Raw genomic sequence first — 20,932 nt, 5'->3', positions numbered from 1 at the left:
ATAGTCCAGGTAGGTCTCGTCGGCGGTGCGCTGCGCGTCGAGCAGCGCCAGCAGCGGCGCCGCGCCCTGGCGGTACGATTGGCGCATGCCGTCGAGCACGCGGTCGGCGTCGGCGCTGACCGCGTCGCGGTAGCGCCGGAAGTTCTCGCGCGCGGCCGCGAAGGCGAGCAGGGCGCGGCGGACTTCGGCCGCCGTCTTCAGTTCCGCCTCGCGCAGCGCCAGCATGGCCTGCGTGACGTCCGCCCCGGCCTGCACCAGCTCGCCGCGCTGCAGGCGCGACAGCGGCAGCGGGACCGACACCGACACGCCCAGCATGCGCGAGCGCGCCGTGCCGCCGCCATCGCCATCGCCGGGCGTGCCCGGCGCGAGCGTCAGGCCGAGACTTACGCTCGGGTCCACCCAGCGGTTGGCGCGCGCCAGCGCCGCGTTGTCGCGCATGTGGTCCAGCGCGGCGCGCGCGATGCGCACCTCGTCGCGCGCTTCCAGCGCCTGCGCGACCAGCGAGCCGGCATCGGCGCCGGGTTCGTAGGCGGGGAAATCGCAGGCCAGCGGCGCACCGCCGAAGGCGTCCTCCACGGGCATGCCGAGCCGCACCGAGAGCGCCTGCATGGCCGCTCCCGCCGCCGCCCGCGCGGCGGTGACGCCGGCGGCGAAGCGGTCGCGCTCCACGCGCGACTGCGCCAGCTCCAGCCCGCCGATGTCGCCCGCCGCGCGCCGCGTCTCGTTGGCGCGCACCACCCGGCCCAGCGCCGCCAGCGCGGACTCCTGGCGCACCAGCGCGTCGCGGCTGCGGCAGGCTTCGGCGAAGGCCGCCGCGGATTCCGCGTACAGCGCGTTGCGGAACCCCCGCTCGCCGGCCTGCGCCAGGCGCAGGCCGCTGCCGGCGGCGCGCACGCGCGCGGCGCGCTTGCCGCCCAGCTCCAGCGCAATCTCCAGGCCCAGCGCATGCGTGCGCGGCGGCCGCGGCGTCACCGCGCGGCTGAGCTCGATGTTGCCCCGGCCATAGGTCAGCACCGGGTCCGGCCGCACCCCGGCGATGTCGATGCCGGCCCGCGCGCTGCGCACGGTCTCCTGCTGCGCGGCCAGGCCGGGATTCTGGCGCTCGACCACCTCGAGGAAATCGGCGAAGCGCACCGGCCCGGCCGCCGCCGCGCCGTGGGCCGGCATCAGCAGCGCGCACGCCAGCAGGCCCGGCAGGGCGAAGGGTTTGTTCTTGTGCTCGTACGTGTTCTTGTCGTTCATCCGGATTCTCCTCAGGCCGCGCGCCGCGCGGCGCGGGCTTCCACGAGGTAATAGAGCGCGGGCAGCAGCCACAGCGTCAGCAGCGTGGCGCTGGCCAGCCCGCCCACCACCACGGTGGCCAGCGGGCGCTGCACGTCGCTGCCGAGACCCGTCGCCAGCATCGCGGGCGTGAGGCCGATGGCGGCCACGGTGGCGGTCATCAGCACCGGCCGCATGCGGCTGGCGGCGCCTTCGATCACCGCCGCGCGCAGGCCCATGCCGTCCTGCGCGCGCAGCCGGTTGATCTGCGCGATCATCAGCACGCCGTTGAGCACCGCCACGCCGGACAGCGCGATGAAGCCCACCGCGCTGGACACGTTGAGCGTCATGCCGCGCAGGTGCAGCGCGGCCAGCCCGCCGATGGCGGCCAGCGGCACCGCCAGCAGCACCAGCGCGGGCTGGCGCAGGTTGCGGAACGCGGCGAACAGCAGCACGAACATCAGCGCCAGCGTCATCGGCAGGATCAGCGCCAGGCGCGCCTGCGCGCGCTCGAGGTTCTCGAACTGGCCGCCCCATTCGACCTGGATGCGCCGCGGGTCGTAGCGCAGCGCGGCGTCCAGCGCCGGGCGCGCCTGCGCCAGGAAGCCGGACAGGTCGCGCCCGCGCACGTTGAGCCGCACGATCAGGTGGCGGCGCGCCATCTCGCGCACGATCACGCTTTCGCCCGAGGTGGCGCGGATGTCCGCCACCTGCGCCAGCGGCACCCTGGCGCCGTTGGCCGCGTTCAGCATCAGGCCGCCGATGCCGTCGGCGCCGGCGCGCGCCTCGGGCGCGAAGCGCACGGTCATGTCGTAGCGCCGCTCGCCCACGTAGACCTGGCCGACCGGCGCGCCGCCGATGCCGGTGGCGACCAGCTCGGCCACGTCGGCCGCGCTGATGCCGTGGCGCGCGGCGGCGGCGCGGTCCAGGTCGATGCGCAGGTTGGGCAGCGGCGGCTCCACGTCCACCGCCACGTCGGCCGCGCCGGGCACGCCGCGCAGGGTGTCCGCCACCTGGGCGGCGAGGCCGCGCAGCTCGGCGAGATCGTCGCCGAAGAGCTTGACCACGAGGTCGCTGTGCGCGCCCGAGAGCTTGTCCTGCACGCCGTCGATCATCGGTTGCATGAAGGCCACCGTGAAGCCGGGCATCTGCGCGTAGCGCGCCGCCAGCTTGTCGATCAGTTGCTGCTTGCTCATGCCGGAGGCCCAGGTCCGGTACGGGTGCAGGCCCACGCTGGCCTCGATGTGCGAAGGCGTCCAGTAGTCGGTGCCGTCGTCGTTGCGGCCGGTCTGCGTGACCACGTAGGAGACTTCGGGAAACGCGCGCGTGGCGCGGCGCAGCTCGCTGGCCATGTCGGCGGCGCGCTCGAGCGTGATGCCGGGCGGCATCTGCACCTGCAGCCACAGCGAGCCCTCGTCGAGGTAGGGCAGGAAATCGCGCCCGATGGTGGCGCCCAGCGCCAGCATGCCGGCCAGCGCCAGCGCGCAGGTTGCGGCCACCCGGCGCGTCTTGCCGATGCCGCGCTCCAGCGCGGCGCGGTAGCGCGCGCCGAGCCACGCCAGCGCCGGGTTGTGGAACACGCGGCGCGGCTTTCGCATGGCGAGCCACGCCAGCCCCGGCACCAGCGCCAGCGCCACGATCAGCGCGCCGGCCAGCGCCGCGCCCACGGCGAAGGCCATCGGCGAGAACAGCTTGTACTCGATGCGCTCGAACGAGAACAGCGGCAGGTAGGCGGCCACGATCACCAGCATGCCGAAGCCCATCGGCCGCGCCACCTGCAAGGCCGCGGCGAGCGCGTCGCGCGGCGCCAGCGGGCGCTGCGCCTGCTGCTCGCGCCGGCGCAGGACGTTCTCCACCAGCACCACCGCGCCGTCCACCAGGATGCCGAAGTCGATCGCGCCCAGGCTCAGCAGGTTGGCCGGGATGCGCAGGTGGTGCATGAAGATGAACGCGATCAGCAGCGACAGCGGAATCGTCAGCGCCACGATCAGCGCCGCGCGCGGGCTGCCCAGGAACAGCAGCAGCACCACCGCCACCAGCACCATGCCCTCGGCCAGCGTCATGCCCACGGTGCGCATGGTGGCGTCGATCAGCGTGGCGCGGTCCAGGTAGGGCACCACCTTCACGTCCGCCGGCAGCAGGTTGTCGTTGAGGTCGCGCACGGCCGCATGCACGCCGTCGAGCGCCCGCGCCGCGTTGAAGTCCTTGAGCAGCAGCGCGATGCCGGAGACCGCGTCCGGGTCGTCGTCCTTGCCGAGGATGCCGCGCCGCTCCACGCTGCCGTAGCGCAGCGTGCCGAGATCCCTGACCAGCACCGGCGTGCCGTCCTTCGCCGTCACCACCACGTTGCCCATGTCGCCGAGCGAGCGCAGCAGCCCGGTGCCGCGCACCACGTAGGACTGCTCGCCGCGGTCGATCACGCCGCCGCCCGCGCTGGCGTTGTTGGCGTTGAGCGCCGCGCTCACCTGCGCCAGCGTGAGCTTGTACGCCGCCAGGCGCGCGGGGTCCACCTCCAGCATGAACTGCGTGGTCAGGCCGCCGAAGGTGGTCACGTCCACCACGCCACGCACCTTTTTCAGGCGCGGCACCACGGTCCATGCCTGCAGCTCCGACAACTCGCGCAGGCTGCGCGTGGGCGAGGCCAGCGTGTAGCGGTAGAACTCGCCGGTGGGCGAGGTGTAGGGATCGAGCCCGGGCCTGGCGCCATACGGCAGCTCGACTTCGTTGAGGCGCTCCTGCAGCCGCTGGCGCGCCCAATAGCCATCGGTGCCGTCCTCGAACACCACCGTGACCAGCGACAGCGCGAACAGGCTGCGCGTGCGCAGCACGTGCATGCCGGGCGTGGCCAGCAGCGCGCGTTCCAGCGGGATGGTGATCTGCTGCTCGATCTCCTCGGCGCCCAGGCCGGGCACCTGGGTGACGATCTGCGAGGTGACGTCGGCAATGTCGGGATAGGCCTCGATCGGCAGCTGCTTCCAGCTATGGGCGCCGTACAGCGCCACCAGCGCGAACACCAGCCACACCACGGCGCGCCGCTCGAAGCACAGGGTGACGAAACGGTCAATCATGGAGCAGCACCCCGTTCTTCACCACGATGCGCTCGCCGGCCTCGAGGCCGGAGAGGATTTCCACCATGCCGCCCGCCTGCGCGCCCGTGGCGACCACGCGCGGCGCGAAGCGGAACGGCGCGGTCTCCACCAGCACGCGCGTTTCCAGCCCGCCCTGCAGCAGCGCCGCGGGCGGCACCAGCAGGGCCGGGTGCGCCGCGCCGGCCAGCACGACCGTGGCGTACATGCCCGGGCGGTAGCGCCCCTCGCGGTTGTCGATGGCCACGCGCACCTTCACCGTGCGGGTGTCGGCGTCGAGGATCTCGCCCACGTAGCGCACCTGCCCGGTGACGGCCGCGCCGGGGTAGGCATTGAACGCGATCTGCGCCGGCTGCCCGGCGAAGACCGCGCCGATGTCCTTCTCCGGCACGTTGGCCGCGAGGTACACGGTGGACAGGTCCGCCACCGTCATCACCGGCGCGGCGGTGTCGTTCCAGTAGCCGCCCGGCGCGGCGTCCAGCGCGATCACGCGCCCGGCCAGCGGCGCGCGCATGGTGTATTGCCGCTGCGACGGCGCGCCGCCGCCGGCGCCAAGCTGCGCCAGCCGCGCGGCGGCGGTGTCGGCGTCGCTGCTGGCCTGCGCGTAGGCCAGCCGGGCCTGCTCGAAGTCCTTGCGCGCGGCGATCTCCGCGTCGAGCAAGGCGCGCTGGCGCTCCAGCTCCAGCCGCGCCTGCTCGCGTGCTGCGCGCGCCTTGCCGGCCTCGCCGCGCGCGGCGCTCAGCTCGGCCGAGTCCAGCGTCAGCAGCGCGTCGCCCGCGCGCACGGCATCGCCGAGCGCCACGTGCAGGCGCGCGATGCGCCCGGGCAGCGGCGGCACGATGCGCACCAGCCGGGCCGGATCGGCCTCGATCTCGCCGGGGACCGGGATGGACCGCCGCAGCGGCGTCTCGGCGACGGCGCGGACCTCGAGGCGCGCGCGCAGCGGCGAGGCCGCGGGCACGAAGATGGCGCCGCCATCGCGCACGAGTCCGGCGGACGATGGGGGTGAAGAAGAGGACGCGGGTGGGCCGGCATGCGCGCCGCCATCGCAGCCGCCCAGGGCAAGGCAGGCGGCCAGCGCGCAGGCGCCGGCGGGCAGGAAAGGGGTGTTCGGGAACATGGTTGTCTGGCTCTCGGAGCGGAGTCGAACGGCATCGACAGGCGCGACGCATCCCCGGCGCCGCGCGGCGCGAACGCGCGCGGGTGGCCGGTGACGGGCGCATGCCCGGCGGACTACGGGATGAGGGACGGCGCGGAGGGCGGGGCGGGGAAAGCCAGGCGGATGCGCGCGGCGCGCCCGGTGGCGGCGCGCGCGATGCAGGTCAGGCGGTCAGCCGCCGCGCTCCCGGCGCGTCGGACCGCAGGAAGGGTCGGGGTCCATGTCTGGCCTCTGGTCGGTTCCGGGCGGACCGGCGTGGACAAGCCGCGTGCCGGCCGCGGGCACGCTGGCGGTGGACGAACGCAGCCACCGGCGGGCTGCGATGCGCAGCGCGCCCGGTGGAAGGAGACCGTGTTCAGGAAAGCAGGCGGGGCAGGACGCCCGGCCTCGAAGCACCGTGCCGCGGAGCGGGCACGGATTAGGGATACCGTGGCCCGATCAGGCGGTGATGCCGATCCTGGATCGGCTACTGTCGTCGGAACAATTGCCCACTGGGTATGCCCTGTTGTTGAGAATGCGCGTACTCTAGCGGCGGGCATGGCATGGGTCAAGCAAAAATGCCGCGCCCGCTCGCGATCGGCGCCGGTGCCGCCGCGCCGCGGAAAACGGGCCGCATGGCGGCGCCGCGATCAAGCGGATTTTTCCGCAGTGGCATGCCGGCAATTCGGAAACCACGACGCGCGGCCGCTCTCATCGAACAGGAAGTCACGAATGAACGTACTGATATTCGGCGCGACCGGCATGGTCGGCCTCGGCGTGCTGCGCGAATGCCTGCTGGCCGACGACGTGCGGCGCGTGCAGACCGTGGGCCGCACGCCTACCGGCCAGCGGCACCCCAAGTTGACCGAGGTGGCGCACGCCGACCTGCTGCACTACGAAGGCATCGAGGCGGCGCTGACCGGCTTCGACGCCTGCTTCTTCTGCCTCGGCGTGTCGTCGGCCGGCATGTCGGAAGCCGAGTACACTCGCGTCACCTACGACATCACGCTGGCCGCCGCGCAGGTGCTGGCCCGGCTCAACCCGCGCATGACCTTCGTCTACGTGAGTGGTGCCGGCACCGACAGCACCGCGCGCGGGCGCTCGATGTGGGCGCGCGTGAAAGGCCGCACCGAGAACGCGCTGCTCGAGCTGCCGTTCAAGGCGGCCTACATGTTCCGTCCCGGCGCCATCCAGCCGCTGCACGGCATCCGCTCCAAGACCGCGGCCTACCGGATTCCCTACCTGCTGCTCGGGCCGCTGCTGCCGCTGCTGCGGCGGCTGTTCCCGGCCCACGTCACCACCACCGAGCAGATCGGGCGCGCGATGCTAATCGTGGCGCGGCGGGGATTTCCGCGTGCGCTCGTCGAGGCGCGCGACATTGCCGACATGCGCTAGCGGCGCGGGCGGGGCCCCGCGTCCTGCTTTGCGCGGCAGTGCCCAGGCAAGAGGACGCGGCGCCGGGGCGGCCGGCAGTCAGGCCGCGATTCAGGCGCGAATATCGCCAAGCGCCCAAAGGAAGCGGTCCATATGCTTCTTCAGGTTCACGTCCACGCGCAGGTAGCGCGAGCCCAGTCCCTCGATGTCCGACCCGTCCTTGACGATCACGCCCCGCTGCAGCAGCGCGTTGAAGACGCGCGTGGCATCGAGTTCCGGATTCAGGATCTCCGTCAGGAAGAAGTTGGCGCGGGAGTTCGGCACGGCGCGGAAGCCCGGGATATTGTTCACGCCGGCGGTGACGTATTCGCGCATCTCCACCACCGTGCGCACGGCGCGTTGCACGTGCTCGTCGTCGTCGATGCCCGCCACGCCGCCGGCGATCTGCATCTGGCCCATGTTCCAGGTCGGCTTGATGAGGCGAAGCGGACGGATCAGGTCGACGTTGGCCGAGATGCCGAAGCCCACGCGCAGACCCGCCAGTCCAAAGGCCTTGGACATCGTGCGCAGCACGATCAGGTTCTTGTACTCGCGGAGCAGGTCCATGCCGAACGTTTCTTCGCTGTAGTGGACATAGGCCTCGTCGAGCACGATCAAGGTATCTTCGCTAGCAGCTTCGCAGACGCGCCGCACGTCCGCCTCCGGCAGCATCTGGCCGCTCGGGTTGTGCGGGTTGGTGATGAATGCGATCTTCGGATTGACCTTCTTCAGGGTCTCCAGGTACAGCTCGATCTGCGGGTCGAAGTCCTTGCCCATCGGCACATACACGGGGCAACGGCCTTCCGCGTTCGCATAGATGCGGTAGAGCGGAAAGCAGGGCGCATGCATGAGGACGGGGTCGTCCGGCGCCGCGAAGGCGCGGATCACCATCGAAATGACCTCGGTCTCGCCGGAGCCGCAAACGACGCCTTCCGGGTCGAAGCCGTACTTCGCGCCAATGGCCTCACGTAGCTGGCGCGCGGTCCAGTCCGGGTAGATATCGAGTCTCTGGCGCGCTTCCTCGACGGCGGCCACCGCCTTCGGCGAGGCGCCGTGCGGGTTCTCGGCGGAAGCCAGCTTGGCGATGTCGTCCGCGGGGACACCGTACTTGGCGGTGACATATTCCTTGGGCAAACCGGGCACATACACCTCGCCGGACACGAGTGCTTCAGAACTGGGACGTACCATCGTCGAAACTCCACTGAGAGATAAGGGGACAGGGAACAGCGCTGCGAATGCACTAGGCATGCTTGTATTGCAAGCAAATAGAACTAGTTCTATTTGCGTTAAATACTAGTTCATTCCTGTGGTGGCAGACAACTGTTCCTCGCGATTCTCGTTCTGACGCCGAATTTTGGTGACTTAAAAGCCATAAATTTGTGCTGTTTCTCGTCTTGTCCATGCCATCTTGCGCCGCGCACTAAAACGGTTCCCAAGTGCACTGGTTCCGCACATCCCGCACCAAATCTACGTTTTGGACCTTCAAACCAGGTTCTTCTTGCAAACCTATACGGGTTTCACCGAATATCACTACATCACTGGTGCCAATAGTCTTGTATTGAACTAGTTTTGATTGGTGAGTGTACCGGTGTCACTGCTGGACCACGGATCCGGCGATTCACATTCAAGGGTCATGAACACTGGGTGGCCTGAGCCGCCCGCAGCAAGGAGCACGTCATGAAGTTGCAGCACTGGAGCATTCTGTCGGCCGCGGTGGTGGTCGCCTTCACTCTGATGGCCCCTGTCCGCGCCGAACAACTCACGGGCACGCTCAAGAAGATCAAGGACACCGGCAGCATTACGCTCGGCGTGCGGGAGTCCTCGGTTCCTTTCTCCTACCTCGACGACAAGCAGGCGTTTCGCGGCTACTCGCTCGACATCTGCAGCAGGGTCACGGAGGCCATCAAGAAGAAGCTGGGCATGGCGAAGCTCGACGTGAAGCTGCAGCCGATCACGTCGGCGACGCGGATTCCGCTGATGGTCAATGAGACGATCGATCTCACCTGCGGCTCGGACGCGAACACGCTCGAGCGCCAGCGCCAGGTCGCGTTCTCCTACGCCATCTACGTCGGCAACGAAGCCTACGTGGCAAAGAAGGCGGCCAACATCCGGGCGGTTGCCGACCTGAAGGGCAAGACCGTGGTGTCCACGTCGGGATCCACCGATGTCAAGCTGGTCAACGACATGAACCGCGAGCGCAATCTCGGCATGAAGGTGCTTGTCGCCCCCGACCACGGGGCCTCGTTCATGATGATGGACACCGGACGCGCCAATGCATTCATCGTCACCGACATCCTGATCGCCTCCCAGATCGCCAGCGCGAAGAATCCCGACGAGTACTACATGGGGATCGTCGACGAGATGCCGGTGGAGCCGTGGGCGCTCATGATGCGCCGCGACGACCCGGCCTTCCGCGAGCTGGTCAACGGCGTGCTGGCCGGCATGTTCTCGTCGGGCGAGATCAAGACGCTCTACACGAAGTGGTTCGAATCGCCGCTGCCTTCGATCAATGTGAATCTGCGCATCCCGATGAGCCAGAAGCTGCAGCATGCCATTGCCAGGCCCAACGACTCCGGCGACCCGAAGGACTATCAGTAAGCGAACGGGCTCGTGACCGGACGAAGACATGAACTATCAATGGAATTGGGGCATCTTCGGGGAGCAGTCTCCTGACGGCAGCGGTACGTACCTGCAGGCGGTCATCGACGGACTGGGCTGGACGCTGGCTACCGCGCTCACGGCATGGGTGGTGGCCCTGGTGTTCGGTTTTGCCGTCGGCACGCTGAGCACCGTGGCAGACCGCCGATGGTCGAAGGTGGCCAACGCCTACATCGAGCTGTTTCGCAACATACCTCTGCTGGTGCAGATGTTCCTGTTCTACTTCGTCTTTCCCGAGATGCTGCCGGCAGCCGTGGGAGCCTGGCTGAAGAGTTACGAATACTCGTCGTTTCTCACGGCTGTGGTCTCTCTCGGCTGCTATACCTCCGCGCGCGTCGCGGTGCAGGTGGGCGCCGGCATACGCAGCCTCCCGCGCGGCCAGTTCATGGCGGGGCTGGCAAGCGGCATGAAGCCGTGGCAGGTCTATCGCTTCATCTTGCTGCCCCAGGCATTGCGGATCGTGATCCTCCCGCTTACCGGGGAATTCGTCGGCGTGATGAAGAACAGCGCGGTCGCGCTGACGATCGGGCTGATGGAGCTGACGGCGCGAACGCGGGCCATGACCGAACTGTCGTTCCAGACGTTCGAAGCGTTCACCGTCGCGACGGCGCTCTACGTCGCCATGAACCTGACCGTGATCTTCGTCATGCGTCATGTGAACGAGCGCCTCACCGCGCAAGCGGGACGGAGGTAGAGCATGCTCGAGACATTCGACACGGGCGTCATCGCGCGCTCGCTGCGCTACCTGTTCCTCGACGGCATGGCCTTCACCATCCAGCTCACGGTGATGGCGATGATCGGCGGGCTGATTCTCGGCACGATCCTGGCCCTGATGCGGCTGTCATCCAACGCGTTCGTCGCCGCGATAGCCACCTGCTACGTGAACGTCGTCAGGGCCGTCCCGCTGGTTCTGGTCATCTTCTGGTTCTATTTCCTGGTCCCGTACATCGGCGCCTGGCTTACCGGTTCCGGCAAGCCGGTCCAGGTCGGTGCCTTCAGCTCGTCGCTCACGACCTTCGTGATGTTCGAGGCGGCGTACTACTGCGAGATCATGCGGGCGGGCATCCTGTCGGTGTCGCCCGGACAGACGTCCGCGGGCCGGGCGCTGGGCATGCGCGACGGCCAGGTCATGGCGTCGATCGTTCTGCCGCAAGCCGTGCGCAACATGCTGCCCGTGCTGCTGACGCAGACCATCGTGCTGTTCCAGGACGTGTCGCTGGTGTACGTGCTGTCCATCACGGATTTCGTCGGGGCCGCGGCCAAGGTGGCGCAGCGCGACAACAGGCCCGTGGAGATGTATGTTTTCGTGGCCGCGACGTATTTCCTGCTGAGCTTTGGCATGTCGCGGATCGTCGGCAGGCTGCAACGCCGCATGCAGGTGGTGCGCTAGGACACGCGCGGGTCGCGAAGGATTTTCCGCCGATCGGACCGAAGCACGTCAACAAGCACTGTGGCGCCTTCCAGGTGCCGCATGGCTGCCCGCCCACGATTGCCCGTGGTGACGCCGTGGTCTGCCGGACCAGGAGCCTGTCGTCGTGGCGACGCCGGGGCCGGTCTGCCGTTTGCCGGAAACCGGCAGCCTCCACGGGGCACTTCCACGAGGCAGGTCCCACTGGTTGTCTTCGGCTTTTCGCCGGCCGGCGGCCGTGCGCCGAGTGTATACTAGTTCGCTGCCGGTGAAGGGGTAGAACACTGCCCGCTGGATTGCGACGACTATGAAAAAAACGTGGATTCCCTCAAGCCTTGACCCGAGTCTCTCCAAGTACATGGCGCTGCTCGCCTCGATCGAGCAGGGCGTGGCGGAAGGCACGCTCCGGCCTGGAGACAAACTCCCTTCGAACCGGGAAATCAGTGAGTTTTTCGGCGTCACGGTAGCGACCGTGAGCCGTGCCATGGGCGAAGCCGCGCGGCGGGGCCTGGTGGAAGGGCGCGTCGGCAGCGGCACGTTCATACGCGAGACGCGCACCGCGGCGAATGCGACCGATACCATCGACTTGTCCCTCAACACGCTGCCCGCGGCGGTGGTCGCGGATGTCCTGCAAGGCGCGATGGGCAAGCTCGCGCCCGATGCCTTGCACGACAGCCTGTTTTCCTACCACTCGTACCTGCCGTCGGCGGCGCACCGGCAAGTCGCGGCCGGGTGGATCGGCGCGGCCGGGCAATGGCCGGATCCCGACAGCCTCCTGTGCACCACGGGCGTTCATCAGGGACTGCTGGCTTCTTTCCGGGCCCTGCTGAAACCCGGCGATCGCGCCGTTTGCGAGGCGCTCACATATACCGGCATCAAGCGCATAGCCGAGTATTCCAACGTGCAGCTGATCGGCGCGCGGTGCGATGAGGATGGCGTGGTGCCGGAGACGGTGGAGGAGGCGCTGGAGCGCTCCGGTGCGCGCGTGGTCATCCTGACGCCCACCATGCACAATCCCACTACGGCAACGCTCTCGCTGGAGCGCCGGCTGGCGCTTGCGGCAATACTGCGCAAGCACGACGCCATGCTGATCGAAGACGGGGTCAACGTGCCGCTGGCCAATGACGGATTGCCGCTGCTGGCGACGCTCGTGCCGGAAAGGACCTTCTATCTGACCGGATTTTCCAAGTGCGTGGCGTCGGGCTTCAGGTTGGGCTATGCCGTCGTGCCGCCGGCTTATGTCGGTCCGTTTCATGAGGCCCTGGTGAGCACGCAATGGATCGGGCCGGGCTTTTACCTGGCCCTGGCCGAGTCCATGCTGACGGATGGTTCCGCGCAACGCTGCATCGAGCGGCATCGCAATGAAGCACGCGAGCGCCTTGCGCGGATTCGGCCAGCACTGCCCGGCATGCGTGAGCCGAACACGGCGGGCTATCACGTCTGGGTTCCCGCGGCCAGCGGCATGCGGGTCGACGATTTCTGCACGCAGGCGCTGCAGGCCGGCGTGCGCCTGTCGCCCGGATCCCACTTCGCCATTGCCGGCAGCAGCGCTCCCGCGGGCTATCGCGTCAGCATCGGCACGGTGGCGTCGGGCGCGGAACTGGGCGCGGCCGCGGCGCGGCTGGCGAGCGTGACGGGCGAACTGCCGCGGGCGATCGGCACGCTGATCTAGCCGGCTTTCCCCTGGCGCGGCATTTCCCGCCCGAACTGCGCGGGCAGCTCCGGTGTGTCCGTTCTGCCGGGCGGCAAAGCCGGGATCGTCGGGTGCGATGGCCACGCCTGGGACGCTGCCTGGTTCCCCGTGGGAAATTTCCTGGGATGCGTCAGACGGATACGGGAAATACGGTGCATGCAGCGCGCGCTCGCGGCCCGCTTCAAAACGGCCGGCCGACATCGCCCGCAGACTTGTCCCAGCGCAATGCCGCCAGCGCAAGTGAGTTGCATACTTTCGAAAGAAGGCGGCTTGCCGCACGGTGCCGCGATGCCGCGCTTCGCTTTCGGAGGCATGCCCGATGGCGCTAATCAAGATCGCTTTCTGTGCGTTGCTGGCAGGGCTGACCGTGCTCTGGCTGCTCGCCGATACCTTTGTCCCGCAGCCGTTCGGCTACTTCCCGCTGCGCCACGTGCTGGTCCAGTACACCGGGGTGATCGCGATGGGCGCGATGAGCGTGGCCGTGGTGCTGGCCGCGCGGCCGAAGGCGATCGAGCCCGCGCTCGGCGGGCTGGACAAGATGTACCGGCTGCACAAATGGCTGGGCATCACCGCGCTGGCGTTCGGCGTTGTCCACTGGCTGTGGGCCAAGGGCACCAAGTGGGCGGTCGGCTGGGGCTGGCTGACCAGGCCGGCGCGGCGTGGCGGCGGGCAATCGCCGGGCGCTCTCGAGCAACTGTTCCGCGGCCAGCGTGATCTGGCCGAGTTCCTTGGCGAGTGGACCTTCTATGCCGCCGCCGTGCTGATCGTCCTGGCCCTGGTCAGGCGCTTTCCCTACCGCCTGTTCGCCAAGACCCACACCATTCTCGCCGCGCTCTATCTGGTGCTGGTGTTCCACACCGTCATCCTGCTGGAATTCCGGTACTGGCTCCAGCCGGTCGGCATCGTCATGGCGCTCATGGCGGCGGCGGGCACCGTCGCCGCCGTGCGCGTGCTGTCGAGGCAGGTCGGCGCGCACCGCAAGGTGACGGGCCATATCGAATCGCTGACCTACTATCCCGAACTGCGCGTGCTGGAAACCACCCTCGTCATGGAGCCCGGCTGGCCCGGGCAGCAGCCCGGCCAGTTCGCGTTTCTCACCTCGGACCGCAATGAAGGCGCGCACCCCTACACCATCGCGTCGGCGTGGGATCCGCGGGAGCGCCGCATCACGGTATTCACCAAGGCGCTGGGCGACCACACCAGCCGGCTGTCGGAACGCCTGAAGGCCGGCGACGCGGTGACGGTGGAAGGTCCCTACGGCTGCTTCACCTTCACCGACCGGTGCAAGCGGCAGATATGGGTCGGCGGCGGCATCGGCATCACCCCGTTCATCGCGCGCATGAAGCATCTGGCCCGCGCGCGGGACCAGCAGCACGCCATCGACCTGTTCCATCCGACCGCGGACTTCTCGCCATCGGCCATCGACAATCTGCAGGCCGACGCGCAAGCCGCGCATGTCCGGCTGCATCTGCTGGTGGACGCCAGGGACGGCCGGCTGAACGGCGAACGCCTGCGCAACACCGTGCCGGACTGGCGGGAAGCCAGCATCTGGTTCTGCGGTCCCGCGGCCCTCGGCAAGGCACTGCGCCGCGACCTCGCGGCCCACGGCATGGATCCCGGCAACTTTCACCAGGAGTTGTTCCAGATGCGTTGATCGGGGGGGGGCGTGGACAACCGCAGCCGTATGCCGGCGCGGGCGCTGTCAGGCTGAAGTCAGGGCATTGTCCCCTGGCTTGCCACGCCGCGCCCGCGCCGCCAGCACCTGACTCAACCCCAGCCCCGCCACGGCCGACAAGGCCGAGAACAGAAACACCGAGCTATAACCCGCATGGTTGGCGATGACGCCCGCCACCGGCCCGGTCACGCCCAGCGACAGATCCAGGAACAGCGCGTAGGCGCCGAGCGCCGAGCCGCGGTTGCTGGCCGGCACCAGCTTGACCGCCTCCATGCCCAGCGACGGAAACACCAGCGCGAAGCCGAAGCCGGTGACGGCCGCGCCGGCCAGGGCCGTGGCGGGGGAGTCCGCCATCCAGATCAGCGCCAGCCCGAGCGCTTCCACCGCGAACGAGCACAGCGCCACGCGGTAGCCGCCGAAGCGGCTGATGCTGTCGGCCAGCAGCAGCCGCGCCACGATGAAGCTCACGCCCAGGCTGGTCAGCGCCAGCGCGGCATGGTCCCAGCCGCGGCTGCCGTAGTACAGCGTGACGAAGGCCGTGATGGTGCCGAAGCCGACCGAGCCCAGCGCCAGGCACAGGCCGAACGGCGTCATGTGGCGGAACACCGTGCGGAACGGCATGCGCGCGCCCTTGACGGTGGGCACCGCCGACTTGCGCCGTGCCAGCAGGAACGCGGCGGCGGCCAGCGCGGTGGTGGCCAGCCCGAGCGCGGCAAAACCCAGGTGTTTGTCGAGCAGCACGCCCAGCGGCGCGCCCAGCCCCAGCGCGCCGTAGGTGGTCATGCCGTTCCACGAGATCACCTTGCCGGTGAAGCGCGGGCCCACGTCGCCGATGCCCCAGGCGATGGTGCCGGTGGTGACGAGGCTCTCGCCCGCACCCAGCACCAGCCGCCCGGCGAACAGCCACGCCAGGCTCAGCCACGCGGTGCCGGCGCAGGCGCTGGACAGCACCACCAGCAGGCCGCTGCCGGCGCACAGCGCCAGCCCGAGCGTGACGGATTTCTTGGGGCCTTGCAGGTCGCACAGGTTGCCGGCCCACGCGCGGCTGAGCAGCGTGGCCAGGTACTGGATGCTGACCGCCAGCCCCGCGATGACCGTGCCGTAGCCCAGGTCGCCATGCACGAAGCCCGGCACCACGGCCAGCGGCAGGCCCACGGTCAGGTAGGCGATGAAGTTGAAGAAGACGATGGCGGCGATGCGCCGGCCGATGCTGCCTTGCTGGTCCCCGGAATCGGGGGCGGCGAGGGTGGAACTGTTTGCGGACATGCTGGGGCGAGGGCGGTGAATCGGTGCGGTTTGTGTGCGGATGAATGCGGACAGGGACGCGGACGCGGGCAGGCACGCAGGCAAGGCACGGCCGGCTGGCGTTGGCCGGGCGGCGGGCTGTGACGGACAAGGCGGGCAGGCTGGCATGGCCCGCGCGCGCGGCTACTCGCGCCGTGGCACGGACGAAGGCACGGAACAGGTCAGGGCAACACGGGGGTGGCGGGACGGCAAGGCAGGCAAGGACATGACAGGGCGCGCGGTTGGCCGGTGCGTGTCCCCAGATGCAGTCCGGTAAAAAAGAATCCGCCCGGTCGTGTGCGATCCCGCCGGGCTGGTCGCGCTATTTTAAGCGTGCGTTTAGTAACGTGCAAATGCCCTGCGGGCCGGGACGGAATTTACTGTTGTTGCCGCGCTCGAAGCAGAGCCGGTGGCCGCATCGATATGATTCATCAATATCTTTCGGCCGGGCGCCGGCGCTTTTCCCGGCGGCCCGTGCAGGCGCGCGCCGGGAAGCGGACAATGGCCGCTGGTTTCAGACGTGTGCTGGTTTTTGAGATGTCGTCATCCCCCTGACTCAATGAAAGGACCGATCATGCAACTCGGAATCGTAGGGCTTGGGCGCATGGGCGCGAACATCGCCAGGCGGCTGCTGCGCGGGCAGCACGAAGTCGTGGTGTACAACCGCAGCCCGGACAAGGTGCGGGAACTGGCCGGCGAAGGCGCGCAGGGCGTGGCCAGCGTCGAGGAACTGGTCGGCAGGCTCCAGGCGCCGCGCGCGGTCTGGATCATGCTGCCGGCCGGGGAGGCCACCGAGCAGATGATCGCCACGCTGGCCGGCCTGCTGTCGCCGGGCGACGTCATCATCGACGGCGGCAACACCTTCTACAAGGACGACATCCGCCGCGCCGGCGAGCTGGCGGCCCGCCAGCTTCACTATGTGGATGTGGGCACCTCCGGCGGCGTATGGGGGCTGGAGCGCGGCTACTGCCTGATGATCGGCGGCCCGGCCGCGGTGGTGGACCGGCTCGACCCGCTGTTCGACACGCTGGCCCCCGGCTACGGCACCATCCCGCGCACGCCCGGGCGCGATCCGGCCAGGAGCCGCGCCGAGCGCGGCTACATCCATGCCGGCCCGGCCGGCGCCGGGCACTTCGTCAAGATGGTCCACAACGGCATCGAATACGGCCTGATGCAGGCCTACGCCGAAGGCTTCGACATCCTCAAGACCAAGTCGTCCGACAGCCTGCCCGCGGCCGAGCGCTTCGACATCGACCTCGCCGACGTGGCCGAGGTCTGGCGGCGCGGCAGCGTGGTGTCCTCGTGGCTGCTGGATCTCACCGCGCAGGCGCTCGCCGGCGACGTGGCGCTGTCGCGCTTTCCCGGCGAGGTGGCCGACAGCGGCGAAGGCCGCTGGACCATCGACGCCGCGGTCGAGCAGGCCGTGCCGGTGCCGGTGCTGTCCAGCGCGCTGTTCGCGCGCTTCCGCTCGCGGCAGGACCATACCTATGGCGAGAAACTGCTGTCGGCCATGCGCTTCGGCTTCGGCGGGCACGTGGAATACGTGACCGGCGGCGGGGAGAAGCCGTAATGGCCGCCGCCGCGAAGGAGGGCGGGAAGGGGGCCACCGTGGAGGCCAAGAAGGATACCGCCAAGGCATCCGCCAAAGCGCTCGCGAAAGCCGCCGCAGGCAAGGTCGTCACCAAGGCGACCGGCAACCACCGCCCCGTGATGGCCAAGGCCCCCAAGCCGCCGCCGGCCACGGTGTTCCTGTTCGGCGCGCATGGCGATCTGGTCTCGCGCCTGCTGGTGCCCGCGCTCTACAACCTGCGCCGCGACGGCCTGCTGTGCGAGGGCCTGCACCTCGTCGGCGTGGACCACAACGCCATGACCGACGCCGCCTTCCGCGAGCGGCTGGCCGAAGGCATCCGCGCCCGCGCGCGTCCCGGCGCCGAGGGCGGCGTGGAAGGCAAGGGCCGCGCCAAGGTTTTCGACGCCAAGATGTGGAACCCGCAGGCGCGCCGCATCAGCTACCTGCAAGGCGATTTTCTCGATGACCGCACCTATGCCGACATCGCCGCGCGCATCAAGGCCGCGCCCACCGGCAACGCCGTGTTCTACCTCGCCACCTCGCCGCGCTTCTTCGGCGAAGTGGTGGACCGGCTCGCCGCCGCCGGCCTGCTCGCCGAGTCGCCCGGCGTGTTCCGCCGCGTGGTGATCGAGAAGCCGTTCGGCTCCGATCTCAAATCCGCCCAGGTGCTCAACGCCCGCGTGCTGCGCGCCATGTGCGAGGAGCAGGTCTACCGCATCGACCACTACCTCGGCAAGGAGACCGTGCAGAACATCCTGGTCAGCCGCTTCGCCAACGGCCTGTTCGAAGCGTTCTGGAACAACCACTACGTCGACCACGTGCAGATCACCGCCGCCGAGACCGTGGGCGTGGAGCAGCGCGGCGACTTCTACGAGCACACCGGCGCGCTGCGCGACATGGTGCCCAACCACCTGTTCCAGCTCATGGGCCTGGTTGCGATGGAGCCGCCCGCCGCCTTCGGCGCCGACGCCGTGCGCGCCGAGAAAGCCAAGCTGATCGGCGCCATCCGCCCGCAGACGCGCGAGGAAGCGCTGGCCAATTCCGTGCGCGGCCAGTACCGCGCCGGCACGATGGCCGGGCAGAAGGTGCCCGGCTACCGCGGCGAGCCCAAGGTCGCGCGCGACAGCCGCACCGAGACCTACGTCGCGCTCAAGCTCATGGTGGACAACTGGCGCTGGGACGGCGTGCCGTTCTACCTGCGCACCGGCAAGCGCATGGCCGTGCGCGACACCGAGATCGCCATCTGCTTCAAGCAGGCGCCGTCCTCGCTGTTCCGCGACACCCGCGTGGACCGCCTCAAGCCCAACTACCTCACCATCCAGATCCAGCCGGACGAAGGCATGTGGTTCGACTTCCAGGCCAAGCGCCCCGGCCCCGCCGTGGAGATCGACAACGTGCAGATGGGCTTTGCCTATTCCACCTTCTTCCACATGCGGCCCTCCACCGGCTACGAGACCCTGATCTACGACTGCCTGATGGGCGACCAGACCCTGTTCCAGCGCGCCGACAACATCGAGAACGGCTGGCGCGCCGTGCAGCCCTTCCTCGACGCCTGGCGCGACGACGACAGCGCCGACGTGCAAGGCTACAAGGCCGGCAGCGATGGCCCGCGCTGCGCCGACGAACTGCTCGCGCGCGACGGCCGCCGCTGGCACAAGCGCGACTGACGCCCCCGGCGCCACTGATGCCCCCCACGCCATGACCATGCCAACGCCCCCGATGTCCCGGATTGCCCAGCTTCCCCCGATCGACCTGCTGGTCTCCGACGTGGACGGCACCCTGCTGCGCCCCGACAAGACCCTCGCCCCCGCAACAGAGGCCGCCATCGCCCGCCTGCGCGCCGCCGGCATCCGCTTCACGCTGGTCAGCAGCCGCCCGCCGCGCGGCATGCGCTGGCTGGTGGAGCAGCTCGGCATCGACCTGCCCACCGCCGCCTTCAACGGCGCCGCCATCGTCGCGCCCGACGGCAGCATCGCCCAGTCCCGGCACCTGTCCCGCCAGGCCGCCGCCCACACGCTGGCCCTGTTCGCCGGCACCGGCGTGGACACCTGGGTCTTCGCCGACGGCCAATGGCTGCTGCGCCGCACCGACGGCCCCTACGTGCCGCACGAACTCCACACCCTCGGCTACGGCCCGCTGGTGGTGGACAGCTTCGACGGCTACCTCGGCCGCGTCGACAAGATCGTTGCCGCCGACGCCGATCCCGGCCTGCTGGCGCGCCTGGAAGCCCAGCTCCAGGCCCAGCTCGGCGCCGACGTAGGCGCGCTGCGCTCCCAGACCTACTACCTCGACGTCACCCATCCCGACGCCAACAAAGGCAACGCCGTGGCCGCGCTCGCCGCCGGCATCGGCGTGCCGCTCGCGCGCACCGCCGTGATCGGCGACGGCGCCAACGACGTGCCCATGTTCGGCCGCGCCGGCCTGTCCATCGTCATGGGCCAGGCCGAGCCCGAGGTGCGCCGCCACGCCGCCCACGTCACCGCCAGCAACGCCGACGACGGCGTGGCCCAGGCCATCCACCGCCTGCTGCAGCCCGCCTGCGGCTAGCCGCCGCACCGCCAGGGAAGGCCGCGCGCTGCCATCGCCCTTAATTTTTCCGCCATTCGGCCGTTAGCCAGGACAGTGGCCCGTCATTGCAGCACCGGACCTCCGCGCCAGCGCAAAAAAGCGCTGCCGGAGCCACGTGGCGGCGCGGGCCCAGGGACACGATCAACTCCGCGCGGCACAATCCGCGCCCCGGCTGGACAAAGGAAGCGTATGAGCGGCAGCAGCGCGATGAGAGACATCGACGAACGGACCAACCTCACCAACAACAACCAGTTCGAATTGCTGTTGTTCCGCCTCGGCGAGTCCGACCAGTCCACGCACAGCGAACTGTTCGGCATCAACGTCTTCAAGGTCCGCGAAATCCTGGTCATGCCCAAGGTCACGACCGTGGTCGGCGGCGGCACCGCCATGCTCGGCATGGCCGACATCCGCGGCCAGGTCATCCCCGTCATCGACCTGCCCAAGCTGGTCGGCTGCACGCCCAAGAGCGGCCTCAACATCCTGCTGGTCACCGAATACGCCCGCTCCACCCAAGGCTTCGCCGTCGAAGCCGTGGAAGAAATCGTGCGCCTCGAATGGAACCAGGTCGTCTCCGCCGAGACCAGCGTCAAGGGCGACCTCGTCACCAGCATCGCCAAGCTCGATACCGACACCGACAACCCCCGCCTGGTCCAGGTGCTGGACGTGGAGCAGATCCTGCGCGACGTGCTGCCCACCCGCCAGCCCGAAGTCGACCCCAAGACCGTCGGCCCCCAGCTCAACCTGCGCCCCGGCGCCAAGATCCTCGCCGCCGACGACTCCGCCTTCGCCCGCAGCCTGATCGAGCAAGGCCTCAAGGCCATGGGCGTGCCCGTGCTCATGACCAAGACCGGCGAAGAAGCCTGGCAGCAGCTCGGCGAAATCGCCGAACACGCCGCCGCCGCCGGCCGCACCGTGCAGGACGAAATCGCCCTGGTGCTGACCGACCTCGAAATGCCCGAGATGGACGGCTTCACGCTCACCCGCAAGATCAAGGGCGACGCGCGCTTCAAGTCGATCCCGGTGGTGATCCATTCCTCGCTGTCCGGGACGGCGAGCGAGGATCATGTGCGCAAGGTTGGGGCGGATGCTTATGTGTCCAAGTTTTTGGCCAAGGATCTGGCCGAGACGATTCGGGGGGTTTTGGCGAAGTGAGGGGGGGGGGGGGCCGGTACCGGGTTG

Annotated in this window: 15 protein-coding genes; 10 read left to right on the top strand and 5 right to left on the bottom strand. The window is 69.2% G+C overall.

Going from position 1 to position 20,932, the window contains the following annotated elements:
- The 3 genes from K206_RS39580 to K206_RS0128795 all read right to left on the bottom strand — a co-directional run.
- A partial coding sequence (locus K206_RS39580; protein WP_020205826.1) for a TolC family protein occupies positions 1–1,242 on the bottom strand: 1,242 nt, incomplete at its 3' end.
- Positions 1,243–1,253: 11 nt separating this feature from the next.
- Entirely contained in the window at positions 1,254–4,328 is a 3,075-nt protein-coding gene (locus K206_RS0128800; RefSeq protein WP_020205825.1) for an efflux RND transporter permease subunit, read from the bottom strand.
- Positions 4,321–5,466: an efflux RND transporter periplasmic adaptor subunit gene (locus tag K206_RS0128795; RefSeq protein WP_063826899.1), complete on the bottom strand. Its 1,146-nt coding sequence runs from the start codon at positions 5,464–5,466 to the stop codon at positions 4,321–4,323. The genes K206_RS0128800 and K206_RS0128795 overlap by 8 nt, the downstream gene beginning before the upstream one ends.
- A 750-nt stretch (positions 5,467–6,216) precedes the next feature.
- Here K206_RS0128795 and K206_RS0128790 point away from each other — a divergent pair.
- Complete coding sequence (locus K206_RS0128790; protein ID WP_020205823.1) at positions 6,217–6,879, top strand: NAD(P)H-binding protein; 663 nt, start codon at positions 6,217–6,219, stop codon at positions 6,877–6,879.
- Positions 6,880–6,969: 90 nt separating this feature from the next.
- Here the strand turns inward: K206_RS0128790 and hisC are convergent, their stop codons facing one another.
- A complete protein-coding gene (gene hisC, locus K206_RS0128785; RefSeq protein ID WP_196812931.1) occupies positions 6,970–8,085 on the bottom strand; it encodes a histidinol-phosphate transaminase in 1,116 nt (371 codons plus the stop codon).
- Between the two features lie 489 nt (positions 8,086–8,574).
- On the opposite strand from hisC, the gene K206_RS0128780 reads away from it, so the two are divergent.
- From K206_RS0128780 to K206_RS0128760, 5 genes are all read left to right on the top strand, one after another.
- On the top strand, positions 8,575–9,495 hold the full coding sequence (locus K206_RS0128780) for a transporter substrate-binding domain-containing protein (protein WP_020205821.1): 921 nt from the start codon (positions 8,575–8,577) through the stop codon (positions 9,493–9,495).
- 28 nt (positions 9,496–9,523) lie between these two features.
- On the top strand, positions 9,524–10,249 hold the full coding sequence (locus tag K206_RS0128775; protein WP_020205820.1) for an amino acid ABC transporter permease: 726 nt from the start codon (positions 9,524–9,526) through the stop codon (positions 10,247–10,249).
- A gap of 3 nt (positions 10,250–10,252) precedes the next feature.
- On the top strand, positions 10,253–10,945 hold the full coding sequence (locus K206_RS0128770) for an amino acid ABC transporter permease (RefSeq protein ID WP_020205819.1): 693 nt from the start codon (positions 10,253–10,255) through the stop codon (positions 10,943–10,945).
- 376 nt (positions 10,946–11,321) lie between these two features.
- Positions 11,322–12,635, top strand: coding sequence for a PLP-dependent aminotransferase family protein (locus K206_RS0128765; protein ID WP_020205818.1), 1,314 nt, complete (start codon positions 11,322–11,324; stop codon positions 12,633–12,635).
- Positions 12,636–12,975: 340 nt separating this feature from the next.
- Positions 12,976–14,310 (top strand): ferric reductase-like transmembrane domain-containing protein, encoded by a 1,335-nt coding sequence (locus K206_RS0128760; protein WP_020205817.1) that lies wholly within the window; start codon positions 12,976–12,978, stop codon positions 14,308–14,310.
- A gap of 48 nt (positions 14,311–14,358) precedes the next feature.
- Here K206_RS0128760 and K206_RS0128755 read toward each other — a convergent pair whose 3' ends face one another.
- Positions 14,359–15,597, bottom strand: coding sequence for an MFS transporter (locus tag K206_RS0128755; protein WP_020205816.1), 1,239 nt, complete (start codon positions 15,595–15,597; stop codon positions 14,359–14,361).
- Positions 15,598–16,189: 592 nt separating this feature from the next.
- Here K206_RS0128755 and gnd point away from each other — a divergent pair.
- From gnd to K206_RS0128735, 4 genes are all read left to right on the top strand, one after another.
- On the top strand, positions 16,190–17,185 hold the full coding sequence (gnd, locus tag K206_RS0128750; protein ID WP_020205815.1) for a phosphogluconate dehydrogenase (NAD(+)-dependent, decarboxylating): 996 nt from the start codon (positions 16,190–16,192) through the stop codon (positions 17,183–17,185).
- Positions 17,185–18,852, top strand: coding sequence for a glucose-6-phosphate dehydrogenase (zwf, locus tag K206_RS0128745; RefSeq protein WP_020205814.1), 1,668 nt, complete (start codon positions 17,185–17,187; stop codon positions 18,850–18,852). The genes gnd and zwf overlap by 1 nt, the downstream gene beginning before the upstream one ends.
- Before the next feature lie 37 nt (positions 18,853–18,889).
- Positions 18,890–19,732 carry a Cof-type HAD-IIB family hydrolase gene (locus K206_RS0128740; protein ID WP_155888311.1) on the top strand — a complete coding sequence of 281 codons (843 nt, stop codon included), beginning with the start codon at positions 18,890–18,892 and terminating at the stop codon, positions 19,730–19,732.
- Positions 19,733–19,942: 210 nt separating this feature from the next.
- Complete coding sequence (locus K206_RS0128735) at positions 19,943–20,905, top strand: chemotaxis protein (protein WP_020205812.1); 963 nt, start codon at positions 19,943–19,945, stop codon at positions 20,903–20,905.
- Positions 20,906–20,932: the final 27 nt, after the last annotated feature.

This window comes from Cupriavidus sp. WS (genome assembly GCF_000395345.1).
GTDB lineage: Bacteria > Pseudomonadota > Gammaproteobacteria > Burkholderiales > Burkholderiaceae > Cupriavidus > Cupriavidus basilensis_B.
This window is presented reverse-complemented; position numbering and strand designations above follow the sequence as displayed.

What these genes read in the sequence shown, in the direction of transcription:
- K206_RS0128800 (WP_020205825.1), bottom strand. Translation starts at nt 4,328, where the DNA reads ATGATTGACCGTTTCGTCACCCTGTGCTTCGAGCGGCGCGCCGTGGTG.
- K206_RS0128795 (WP_063826899.1), bottom strand. Translation starts at nt 5,466, where the DNA reads ATGTTCCCGAACACCCCTTTCCTGCCCGCCGGCGCCTGCGCGCTGGCC.
- K206_RS0128790 (WP_020205823.1), top strand. Translation starts at nt 6,217, where the DNA reads ATGAACGTACTGATATTCGGCGCGACCGGCATGGTCGGCCTCGGCGTG.
- hisC (WP_196812931.1), bottom strand. Translation starts at nt 8,085, where the DNA reads ATGGTACGTCCCAGTTCTGAAGCACTCGTGTCCGGCGAGGTGTATGTG.
- K206_RS0128780 (WP_020205821.1), top strand. Translation starts at nt 8,575, where the DNA reads ATGAAGTTGCAGCACTGGAGCATTCTGTCGGCCGCGGTGGTGGTCGCC.
- K206_RS0128775 (WP_020205820.1), top strand. Translation starts at nt 9,524, where the DNA reads ATGAACTATCAATGGAATTGGGGCATCTTCGGGGAGCAGTCTCCTGAC.
- K206_RS0128770 (WP_020205819.1), top strand. Translation starts at nt 10,253, where the DNA reads ATGCTCGAGACATTCGACACGGGCGTCATCGCGCGCTCGCTGCGCTAC.
- K206_RS0128765 (WP_020205818.1), top strand. Translation starts at nt 11,322, where the DNA reads ATGGCGCTGCTCGCCTCGATCGAGCAGGGCGTGGCGGAAGGCACGCTC.
- K206_RS0128760 (WP_020205817.1), top strand. Translation starts at nt 12,976, where the DNA reads ATGGCGCTAATCAAGATCGCTTTCTGTGCGTTGCTGGCAGGGCTGACC.
- K206_RS0128755 (WP_020205816.1), bottom strand. Translation starts at nt 15,597, where the DNA reads ATGTCCGCAAACAGTTCCACCCTCGCCGCCCCCGATTCCGGGGACCAG.
- gnd (WP_020205815.1), top strand. Translation starts at nt 16,190, where the DNA reads ATGCAACTCGGAATCGTAGGGCTTGGGCGCATGGGCGCGAACATCGCC.
- zwf (WP_020205814.1), top strand. Translation starts at nt 17,185, where the DNA reads ATGGCCGCCGCCGCGAAGGAGGGCGGGAAGGGGGCCACCGTGGAGGCC.
- K206_RS0128740 (WP_155888311.1), top strand. Translation starts at nt 18,890, where the DNA reads ATGCCAACGCCCCCGATGTCCCGGATTGCCCAGCTTCCCCCGATCGAC.
- K206_RS0128735 (WP_020205812.1), top strand. Translation starts at nt 19,943, where the DNA reads ATGAGCGGCAGCAGCGCGATGAGAGACATCGACGAACGGACCAACCTC.